Below are 10,859 nucleotides of genomic sequence, written 5' to 3' on the forward strand. Positions count from 1 at the left end.
GGCAGCCACAAGCCCCCTGGTTTATCGGACCGCGGCATCCGGCCCCGTACTAGCTTGGCAACACGCCAAAGCGGCACAGAGACACAGGAAACCCGCCGGAAAAGGGGCAATCATGGCAGAAGAAAAGGTCTTTCGAATCGACCCGGCCGCACCAGGCCCTTCCGCCGCACCTGCCCATTCAGCACGTCAACCTGCAGGAGGGATCGGATCCTTGAGTAATCAGGATATTAGCGGCAGCGACGTACCAGCCGCGGGGATGGGACTGAGGGACTACGCCCGGGTCGCGAGGACGTACTGGAAGCACATTGCGGTTGTGACCCTGATCGTCACCCTGCTGGCCACGGCGTGGAGCACGTTCCGCCCCCGCATATATGCCGCTGAAGCCAGCGCAGTTGTTATTGCGGTGGGGACGGACAACGTCAGCAGCCTGCTGGCCGGCGATACCTTGGCCAAAGCAAGGGCAAAGAACTACAAGTCATTGGCTGAATCCCGGCTCGTGGCGGACAACGTGCGCCTGTCCACCGGGCTAAACATGTCCAGTGATGCCCTGCTGGGTGCCATCTCCGTGTCCGTACCCCGCGACACTGCTGAAATCCGGATCACGGCAGAGTCGCCGGATCCCACCATTGCCCAGCGGGTTGCGGACGCCTGGATCGTCGAGTTGAGCAAGCAGGTCCAGGAAAGGGAGAGGGCCGCCACTGCCGCTTCAGGCGAGGCCCTCGAAGCCGTTACGCCGCCCCTCTCCCTGGTACCGCTGGATCCAGCGGCTTTGCCAACAAAACCCGTCTCTCCCGGCGTGGCACTGACAGCTCTCTACGGGGCAGCACTGGGCCTCCTCCTGGCCTATGCTTCCGCGCTCCTTCGAGACCGGCTGGACCGCCGCCTGCACAACGCAGCTGAAGTGGAACATCTCTTCTCCGTACCGGTCATCGGCGCCCTCCCGGTCGACCTCCGGCTGACGGGCGAGAACAAGGTCCTGGGAGGCGTCCCCGCAGCTCCTACGCCTGGTTCACGGGCACAGAGCCCCGCCTTCGCCGAGGCGCTCCGGGAACTCCGCACCAACCTGACGTTCCTTGACGTGGACAACCCGCCCCGGATCATCGTCGTCACGAGCTCGGTGAGCGGGGAAGGCAAGTCGACTATTGCAGCCAACCTGGCCTCCGCGATGTCGGCCGGAGGGGAACAGGTCATCGTTGTTGACGGCGACCTGCGGCACCCCAGCATGGCCAAGATCTTCGACGTAATTCCCGGAATAGGCATCACCGACGTCCTCACAGGAAAGGCAGAGGTAGATGACGTTCTCCAGCAGCGGAGCGATCTGCCCAACCTGTCGATTTTGGGCTCCGGCCGGATCCCGCCCAATCCCACCGAGCTCCTCGGCTCGCATGCCATGAAGCAGCTGATCGAATCCCTGTCAGAAAAGGGCATCGTGATCATTGACGCTCCACCGCTGCTCCCGGTGACTGATGCTGTGCTCCTTGCCAGGATCGCGGACGGCGCCATTGTGGTTGTCAGGGCTGGCCGGACAACCAAGGACCAGCTGACAAAGTCGCTTGGAAACATCCGGAAGGTGCATGGAGCCGTTCTTGGAACCCTTCTGAATTGCGTGCCGGCTAAGGAGTTTGACGGCTACTCGTACTACTCCCCGGATCCGGACTCTGCGGACAGCGATCCATCCGGAGACGCGGACGACGACTCACCTGTAGTGATAGAGCCCGAAAGCCCCCCTGCATTCCGTGGTTCCAGCAGGGAACAGACTTCGCGGAGCGTCACTTCCTTCTAGGCACCATCCAACGCCTGCAGCTACCACGTGCGCCGTAACCGAGCCAACCCGGTTACGCGCGCACCGGCCGACACACTCATCTAGGAGAACCCATGTCCAAGTCTGTCGTCGTCATCGGGACACGCGGCTACCCAAGTTACTACGGCGGCTTTGAGACTGCAGTCCGGCGCCTGGCACCATTCCTCGCCGATGCCGGCTGGGACGTCAACGTCTACTGCCGGGCAGGCCAAACCAAGGACGACGACGAGGCACGCGACCCACGCATCCGAACCACCAGGACAGTGGGGCTTGAGAGCAAGTCACTGAGCACCCTCTCCTTCGGGCTGTCTTCCGTCCTTCACGCCCTGTGGCACAAGCCCCAGGTGGCGCTCGTCATGAACGTTGCCAACGGCTTCTTCCTGCCGCTGCTGAAGCTTCGCGGAATACCAACCGTGGTGAACGTGGACGGAATCGAATGGGAACGCGCCAAGTGGAACCGTTTCGCCAAGTTCGTCTTCCGGCTGGGCGCGCGGCTCACGGCGCGTTACGGCACCATCCTTATCAGCGACTCCCTTGAGATACAGCGGCGCTGGAAGCGGGACTTTGGGCGCAAGAGCGTCTTCATTCCGTACGGCGCCAACCTCGCCAGTCCCAGCGAGGTTGTTCCCGGCCTCGAACCGGAGTCCTATGTGCTCATGGTGGCCCGGTTTGTTCCAGAGAACACGGTGTCTGAGTTTTTCCAGGCAGCTGAACGCCTGGCGGAGCAACATCCTGTGGTGATCGTCGGATCCAGCGGATATGGCGGGCCGCTGGATGAGGCCGCCCAGCGGCTGGGTGAACATCCCAACGTCCAGTGGCTCGGCCACGTCAGTGATGACAAGAAGCTCCTCTCCCTCTGGCATCATGCCGGCGCGTATTTCCACGGCCACAGCGTAGGCGGAACCAATCCAGCCCTGGTCCAGGCGATGGCCTGCGGAGCACCCGTCGTTGCCCGGCAGACGCCATACAACGCCGAGGTCCTGCGGGCGGATGAACACCTGGTGGCACCGGATCCGCTTGCCATCGAGAGTGCATTGCGGCGCATGCTGACTGACCACGACCTGCGGGCGAAGGCCCGGGCAGCGAACCGGGCCCGCGCAGCCACCCATTACGACTGGGAAGATGTGTGCCGGAGATACGAACTGACACTTCAGGAAGCGGTCCTTGGGGAAAAGGCGGCCAAGATAGGCAGCGAGGTGCGTCAATGACCTTTGGATTGCGCACGAGCGCACTCACATCACCCGGACAAATATGCAGCGGAAACCCCCGCATATTGGTTTTGAATCCCCTTGGAGTGGCGTTAAGCCATTACACCGAGGCGCTTTTGCATCAATTAGCCGATGCAGGAATAGAAACAGAATTATTTTCCATCACCGAGCCTTCCCAATCCGGCAAAAGCCGATTTCGGTGGCTCGGCGAATATACCGCCATGCTTTATTCAGCGGGACAACGGACGCGAAAGAGGAATTCCCCGGAAAGGGTCCTCGTCACGTGGCCGGTATTGGGTTTCCTGGACCTCCTGATGATGAAAGTCCTTTGCGGCGACTCAGGGGTCATCATTTACCACGATCCGCAACCCCTCGTCCGGTCCGTGGGCAGCAGCCCCCTGGTGGCGGGCCTCGTAGGACGCATGAAGAAACGGCCCGGAACACTGGTACACAGCAATGAAGCTGCCCAGGCCATGGACGCCGTCGGACTCACCGGAGGCCTGGCGCAGGTGCCACATCCGATGCTTCCCCCGGCCGGCGCAGCCAGGGACGCCACCATTGGCGGGCAGTCCGGGAAAAGGCCGCGGGTGCGCGTGCTGGGACAGTACAAAGCCGACAGGGACATCGACCTCCTGAAATCATTGGCCCGCAGGCTTGGCCCGAAATGCGACCTCGACATAGTGGGCCGCGGCTGGCCTCCCGTCGAGGGCTGGCATGTCGATGCCCGCTTTGTCCCGGAGGATGAACTGGAGGAACTGATCGTCTCCAGCGACACCATAGTCATCCCCTATAAGCGCTTCTACCAAAGCGGCATCGCCATGCGCGCGCTTGAGCACGGCGTTCCGATCGTCGGGCGCGTCGGAACGAGCCTGGAGAAACTGTACGGACCGCAATCACGGCTCTTGGTGGCAGCGGACCACGTGCTGCCCGGCCAGGAGGTCGAGGCGTGGGCAGCTGCCATCGAGTATGCAATGGGCCAGGGAAGAACCGAAACGGCCCTCGCTGCAAAACTCTTTCATGAGGAGGCGTCCGAGAGCTGGCGCGCCTTCGGCCACCGCATGCTGGCCGAAGGTTCAGCCCGACTTCCCGGCTAGCTCCAGGAGAGCCCCTCCATGACCAAGTTCCTGATCTCATTCCCCAGTGACGCCATGGTGGTCCACGCCGAGGACTTCGAGGCGGTGGTCGAAGCCGCGCACGCCGTCATCGGCGAGGCCAAAGCGGCGGGCGTGTATGTCTTCGGCGGCGGAATCGACGAGAACGTGGCCCCCGTGCGCGTGTCCGGCGACGGCACCGTCACCGACGGCACGTACCCGGGCCACACAGTGCCCGACGGCGGCTACACGGTTCTCGAGCTGCCCTCCAGGGAAGCGGCACTTGAATGGGCTGCCAAACTAGCCATCGCCTGCCGCTGCCCCCAAGAGGTCCGGCAGTTCCAGTACGATCCCGAGAGCTGACGGAGGCACCTCCCCAGCCAGGCCGGCCCCGCACCCACACCCTGGTGGCGGGCAATCCAATCCTGACGGCGTGCAGCAGCCCTGCAGGGGCGTGCAGCGGCCTTGTGAACGCTGGCTTGGACTCCCCCTGCACTGCGGGGGCCGACGCTGGTGCCGCAGCGTGCCGCGACCCAGCCTCGGCGGCTTACCGACGCGACGTCGACCGCGGCAACGACGGCCGGGACGGGAAGCGCGTACCAATGACCGCAGGCACGGGCCTCACTGTGGGCCTCAGAGGTACCGTCATGGCCACCACCGATCCCACGGTCAACCAGAGCACGGGGGTGGATGCCATAGAGGAGGCGGACTCGGAAGAAGCGACAGTCAGCAGGAAGCCTACGGCCAGCCACACAGGCAGGCTTTGGGTCCTTGGAACACGGCGGAGGAGTCTCCCGAGGTGGATCAGGAGCAGGAGGGCGGCAGCAATCATGGGCCAGCCGATCCACGCGAAATACAGCCCCAGCAGGCTCTCACTGCCCACACCGGTGGACGCGCCTTCAAGAGCGGCCTGGTATCCGGTTGTGCCGAAGCCCAGGCCTGCAGGTGACTGCAGGCCAAGCATGAATCCGGACAATAGGCCATCTGAATGGCTGGCGGTGTTGCCCTGCTCAATGAAGGTGGTGAACAGGTACCCCCCAAGGCCGAGGCCTACAAGAATGCCGGCATGCTTCCCCACTTTGGTCCAGATGAAATAGATCACCGTGACCACAAGGAAGATCAGGATGCCGGCCCTGGCATACGCAAAAAAGAGGGTTGTGCCGATGGCAGCAAGCATCCCGAGCCGCGCGAAGCTCCTGAGCCTTGCGACGGCAGCAAAGGCGCCGAGGCCAAGCAGGAAGCCCATGACGGGAGGGTTCATGAAGGGGCCGCCGGGGCGGAAGGTGAGGTCGCCGTTGGACACTCCGTCCGCGAAGTAGGCGGGCGGCAATCCCATGCGCATGCTGCGGGGGTTCCCGCCCACAACGTTGACGTGGTACCAGGCCGGGTCAAGGAGGGGCGCCTGCATGACTTCCTCGGCCAAGGCCCATGCCACGGTCAGCCCGGCCAACAGCAGCAGGTAGGCGCTGATCTTCCGCCATTTGATGTCGTCCCGGTAGACGAAGCCGGCGAACACCAGCCCGAGCGGCATGAGTACCTGCCGTGCCTGGGCAATGCCGATGTCCGCATCCGGTGATCGGATAAATCCGATACCCACCAGGATGACCAGCAGCAGCATCAGCCCAAGCGCCTTGTGCAGGCGCTTGTCCTGGGAGCTGAAAGACCTGATAACGGCGGCTGCAACAAGAACCGCCGCAGGCACGTCATCCAGGTATTGGAAGGCATCAGACCTGGTGAGGGTGATGAGCGGCGCCTGCGACCAGCCGGCCGCAATGACCAGCAGGATTAGTACGTGGTAGGAGCGCCCTAGGATCAGCACCAGACTGATCACGGCGGAAGCGGTAACAACGAAAGGCAGTAGCACGAGTTGGTCGTCCCTCTCGAGATTTGCTGCAACGCCTCCAGAATCGCTGCAATGCAGGGTCAAGCCCCGGAATAATCCGGACAGGTTTCAATACCCGCAGTATCGCAAGCATCGCGTATGACGGAATCCGTCCTTCCTCACGCTATGCCGACCAGCATCTCCCAACAAGTGCCACGTCGGGAGTATGTGGATACCCACAACCGGCTGTGCGTCATGAACCTTCCCCGTTGACAGCATCTGTCCAGTAGGCCAGGTACGGCGCGGCAGCCAGGGCGACAGTCCGCTCGCTCTGCAGCCCGGTTATCTGGCGGTCGAGGCGTTCCAGCTCGGCCGGATCGGTGATGGTCCTGTGGGCAGCCGCTGCCAGTTCCCGGACAGAAGCGGGGACCACGATCAGCCCGCCGGCCTTGGAGGCTTCACCCAGCGTCCCGGAGTCAAATCCGATCACGGGGGTACGGTATGCGAAGGCCCTTGAGGCCACCCCGGAGGCAGGCAGGATGTTGCCATAAAAGCGGCTCGTCTTGTCGTAGGGCAGAAGGATGGCCCTCACGGACTCAAAGAAAGCGTCCTCCTGCGGCCCCTCGACCGCTCCCAGGATGGTGACTCCGGGGATCGGCGGCAGCTGTTCGGTTCCCCTGCCGGCGACGCGGATTTCGACGTCCGGCGGGAGTTCGCGGCGAAGCTCGACCAGCCTGTCGAACCCTTTGCCTTTAGAGGCGTGACCGTAGAGTCCAACCGCCAGCGGACGCTGGGAAGGAGGCTTCAGGGCAGGCCTGGGCGGCACAAAGTGCCAGGTGCTGAGAACCCGGCAAGCGGGGAAGGTTTTTCGAAGCGCTGCCGCGCCGACGTCACTGAGCGCAAACAGGGTGGTGTCCCGCAACAGCCACCGTTCCAGCCGGGCACTGGCAGGGCGCAGCGGGAGATGGATGCCGTGGTGAAGCAGCTTGCTCCTGGCTACCCCTTTGAAGCGGAAAGGCCACCACGCGGCCAGCGGGGGGTCATGCACGGTAGCCGTTGTGGCGATGTCCCGCGAGCGGCCCGCCAGCAGCCAAAAGGGACCCAGCGACGCCGCTGACAACTCGAAGTGAACCACCACCCGGCCGGCAGCGAGGGATTCCTTCACCGCCTTGGAGAGCCTTCGCCGGTCACGGAACACATCACGGAGCCCGACGTTGCCCGGTCCCGCAGTCCTGATTTCACGGAATGCGGAAAAGTTGGGCACAGCAGCGGCGATGAACTCTTCCGCATAGTCGCCGACTCCACCCGAACCCACACGGGGTGCCACCAGAATGAGTGTTGCGGGAATTTGAGAACTATTAGGTACAGGCACTGCGTCTGAATTAGCCACGTTACTCCGCTTTTGCACCAAAGGGACGAAAAATTAGGCGGCACGGCCCCTGGAAATTTCCACTAAGGATTCGTCCGGCCTTGACTACAGTATGCACCAGCAGCCAGGAGACGAACCGGAAAATTGAGCAAACAATTCGTTTTCAACCCTATGCCGGCCCGGAACGCCCGAAGCCCGGGCTTCAGATGCCCGGGAACAGTATTTAGCTCAATAACTGCTCAATTATTGTGAATTTTTCCCACCCGGCCGCACCCAGACAGTAAACTTTTGCAATGAGGCCACAGGAAGGCTCCAACCCATGACGAACGTTGCTGGTGGACTTGCCCGTGTCGGCTTCCGGGGCGCCGTGTGGCAGGGGCTTGCCCTGGTGGGCGGGAAGGCGATCGTCCTCATAACGACGATCGTGCTGGCACGCCTCCTCTCGCCTGAACAGTATGGCCTCGTGGCCGCGGCACTGGTCCTCATGGCCTACGTCGAGACCGTCGCCGATGCCGGCGTCGCGCAGGCGCTGGTCTATTTGCCTCCCTCCGGCGTCGCGGCCCGCTCGGCGCTGCTGGTTTCAGTGGTTCTTGGTACATCCCTGGCACTCTTGACGTTCTTTTCGGCGCCATGGATCGCCGGGCTTTTCCAGCTGCCGGACGTGGGCCCCCTGGTGCAGGTGCTGTCCATCGCAGTCCTGGCAACGTCGCTGGGTGCGGTTCCGGAAGCCCTGCTGCGACGCGACCTTCTGTTCAGGAGGCTGGCGGTGGCCCCGATTATCCGGGCGCTCGTCACAGGAGTACTGAGCCTGGTCCTCGCCTTCGCAGGGTACGGTGCCTTCTCGCTCGCGGCAGGCACCGCGGCAGGGACGGTTGCGTATGCTGCTACGTGCTGGTGGCTGGTCCGCAAGGGCGCTCCCTGGCAGATCTGGCGCGTGGCAAAAGACGCTCTCCGGGCAAACCTTAAATTCGGCGTTCCGGTGGCAGGCAGTAATCTCCTGGCGCGGCTCATCTTCGACATCGACTATGTGATCATCGGCGTGATCCTTGGCGCCCAGGCCCTGGGCTACTACACGCTGGCCTTCAGGCTCCCCGAAGCCCTGATCATCAACGTCTTCTTTGTACTCTCCACGGTCCTGTTCCCGCTTTACACCCAGGTGCAGCACCAGCCGGAACGGTTGCGGGACGGCTACCTGAAGGGTGTCCGCGTACAGTCCCTGTACGGCATGACGGCAGGTGTGGGTTTGGCAGTTCTGGCACCGATCCTCGTTCCCCTGGTCTTTGGCGGCCAATGGTCTGAGTCTGTCATTCCGCTCGTGTTCCTGGCCCTGTATGCGGCAGCACGCTCCCTGGGAGCGGGCGCGAACGACGTCTACAAGGCCATAGGCCGCCCCGGTATCTCGATCACGTTCTCACTCATCCGGCTGGCAGTGTTGGTGCCCGTCCTGCTGGTGGCTGCCCAGTGGGGGATCATCGCCGTTGCGTGCGCCCAAATGGCAACAGCACTTCTCTTTGCCGTCGGAATGCAGACGGTGGCTGCCAAGGTGATCCACATCGGACCAAAAGCAATGCTGCGCGCTGTTTTGCCGGCCTTTGCCTGCAGCATCGCCGTGGCGGGGGCCGGGACAATCATGTTCCTGCAACCGTACTTGGGTGCTCCCCTGACAGCGGCGCTGGTGTTTGTGACCGCCATAGCGGCCGTGTACGGCGTCCTCCGGTGGGGATTCCCAACCCTGCACAATGAGCTGCTGCACCTCGTTCGCCGCCGGCAGAATGCCCCCGCTGACTAGGAGGGCTCGGGCAACCGTCCCCGCTCAGACGGAGATGCGGACGGGGTCAGCGTGACCGGGCACGCCGGTTCGACGATCACCTGCCGCCAGCAGGACAACGGCGCAAATGTCGGTAATCGGGCAGCTATAGAGCCGATGTACCGCCTATCACCGCCGGTGCCGTCGAACGGCAAAGCGCGACGGCGGGTCCTTCCCGGGGAAACCGCAGCCTGACTCGGCCTGACCTGCTTGACCCGGAGGGGCCCTTCCCGCCCCACGTCCCTTACAAACCAGGTCCCTTACAAAGGGGATGCCTCCCTGCGAGGGACAGCAGGCACGGCGTCCGGCTCCTTTGGCGCCGCAAGGTCCGAGCCGATGACCAGGCCGAGGATGATGAAATAGGGTGCCGCCGAGTTGGGACTGAGCGCTACCTCATTGAAGGCGGCATTCAAGAGGAACCCGCCCAGGAGGCCTGCCGCCAACGTCTTATCGCGGAGGTCCTTGATCCGTACTACGTGCCTCGACAGCTGGACAAAAAACACCAGGTACACGGCCAGCCCGACTATTCCGAGTTGACCGATGACCATGCCCAGTCCGCTCTCCGTCACGGCCGACGTGGACTCGGACCCTTCCGAAAATAGACCAGCGAGCACTCCGGAACTGCCCAGTCCACGCCCGAGGGGATGCTGCGGGAACTCCACAAAGGCAGCGGTGAACCCGTCAATATGTGCCGCTGTACTGCCTGTTGAACTGGAAACGGTAAACAAATAGAAGTTGTATGCCCCGGCAGCCAGCAGCAACAGCGCAATAATGTGGCTGGTTCTCGATGCGTAGAAGCGGGTCCAAAATGCCAGGAACACGATCAGGCCAAGGAGTGCACCCTTACTGACCGCCAACACCATCGCTGCCACCGTTGCGATCTGGCAGAGCAGCCCGCGGAGATACCAAGCCGCCATGAACACGGCGAAGAGGAAGGTTCCGAAATTCACCGGGTCCGCGAAGGGACCCGCCATGCGCCTAAGGAACTCACCCGGAACCACCTGCTCCGAAGCAAAGAAGTTCTTGGGCAGGCCGGAGTCCTGCTGAACAGAAATTCCCTTCTTCTCCCACAGGTCCCGGAGGTTGAGTGTCTGCCAGAAATCAGGCGTGTTCGCTTCAATGAAACCGAAGACAATCGCCACAAAGCCCAGCATCACCAGATAGCGGAGGTATACGGCATGCCTGGCCCAGGAGCTGGCATGCAGGCCAATAAGGAGGAACAGGAAAGGAGCCACGATGTTCCTTGAAGAGGCGGCTGCTGCTGCCAAATCATGTTGGAACAACACGACGGTCGCAGCACCGTAGAGAACAAGGATGGCCAGGCAGGTTGTCACTGCCTTGATCAGCTTCCGAAGGGCCTTCCCTTCCGGAACCGGCTTTTTTGCCGAGATCAAAACCAGATACAGGGCAACCGAGAAGAGGAAATTCAGGATGATGGCAAACTGGAGCCGTCCGCTGTCCATGGCATCAGCGACAGTGGTTAGATAGACGTTCTGCGTCGCTGACATGATCGTCGGAATGATGAGGAAAAACGAAATCTCGGCTTTTCGCTCAGCCAACCGGTGAATCAATTGCGCTGTGACAGAGAAGAAGACCACCGCTGCCACTGCGGCAAGAATCGCGATCGAGCCGAGGCTGGCGGCGATGGTGATGAGTACCAGCCCACCGCCGAACAACAGGAAAGGGACGATGTCCAGCCGGGGCGAGAACCCGGAAGCCGTTTCCTTGGTGTACATCTTCTCCCCCATAGTGTCGAGCGTG

General features: G+C 62.5%; 8 protein-coding genes. 5 read left to right on the forward strand and 3 right to left on the reverse strand.

Annotated elements, in window-relative coordinates; translation table 11 throughout:
• Positions 1–211 precede the first annotated feature (211 nt).
• The 4 genes from IEX33_RS05425 to IEX33_RS05440 all read left to right on the forward strand — a co-directional run bounded on the left by IEX33_RS05425 (position 212) and on the right by IEX33_RS05440 (position 4,463).
• Positions 212–1,783 carry a polysaccharide biosynthesis tyrosine autokinase gene (locus IEX33_RS05425; protein ID WP_188728395.1) on the forward strand — a complete coding sequence of 524 codons (1,572 nt, stop codon included), beginning with the start codon at positions 212–214 and terminating at the stop codon, positions 1,781–1,783.
• A 92-nt stretch (positions 1,784–1,875) separates the two neighbouring features.
• Complete coding sequence (locus tag IEX33_RS05430) at positions 1,876–3,009, forward strand: glycosyltransferase (RefSeq protein ID WP_188728397.1); 1,134 nt, start codon at positions 1,876–1,878, stop codon at positions 3,007–3,009.
• A 314-nt stretch (positions 3,010–3,323) separates the two neighbouring features.
• Positions 3,324–4,103: a glycosyltransferase gene (locus IEX33_RS05435; protein WP_188728400.1), complete on the forward strand. Its 780-nt coding sequence runs from the start codon at positions 3,324–3,326 to the stop codon at positions 4,101–4,103.
• 18 nt (positions 4,104–4,121) lie between these two features.
• Positions 4,122–4,463, forward strand: a complete 342-nt coding sequence (locus IEX33_RS05440) for a YciI family protein (protein ID WP_188728402.1) — start codon at positions 4,122–4,124, stop codon at positions 4,461–4,463.
• Between the two features lie 184 nt (positions 4,464–4,647).
• Here the strand turns inward: IEX33_RS05440 and IEX33_RS05445 are convergent, their stop codons facing one another.
• Both IEX33_RS05445 and IEX33_RS05450 read right to left on the reverse strand, forming a co-directional pair.
• Positions 4,648–5,931, reverse strand: a complete 1,284-nt coding sequence (locus IEX33_RS05445; protein WP_188728403.1) for a hypothetical protein — start codon at positions 5,929–5,931, stop codon at positions 4,648–4,650.
• A 244-nt stretch (positions 5,932–6,175) separates the two neighbouring features.
• Positions 6,176–7,249, reverse strand: a complete 1,074-nt coding sequence (locus IEX33_RS05450; protein WP_188728406.1) for a glycosyltransferase family 4 protein — start codon at positions 7,247–7,249, stop codon at positions 6,176–6,178.
• Positions 7,250–7,610: 361 nt separating this feature from the next.
• Here IEX33_RS05450 and IEX33_RS05455 point away from each other — a divergent pair, with 361 nt between their 5' ends.
• Entirely contained in the window at positions 7,611–9,080 is a 1,470-nt protein-coding gene (locus IEX33_RS05455) for a lipopolysaccharide biosynthesis protein (RefSeq protein WP_188728408.1), read from the forward strand.
• Between the two features lie 278 nt (positions 9,081–9,358).
• Here IEX33_RS05455 and IEX33_RS05460 read toward each other — a convergent pair whose 3' ends face one another.
• Positions 9,359–10,846: an O-antigen ligase family protein gene (locus IEX33_RS05460; protein ID WP_188728410.1), complete on the reverse strand. Its 1,488-nt coding sequence runs from the start codon at positions 10,844–10,846 to the stop codon at positions 9,359–9,361.
• Between the last annotated feature and the right edge of the window lie 13 nt (positions 10,847–10,859).

This window comes from Pseudarthrobacter scleromae (genome assembly GCF_014644515.1).
GTDB classification, from domain to species: domain Bacteria; phylum Actinomycetota; class Actinomycetes; order Actinomycetales; family Micrococcaceae; genus Arthrobacter; species Arthrobacter scleromae.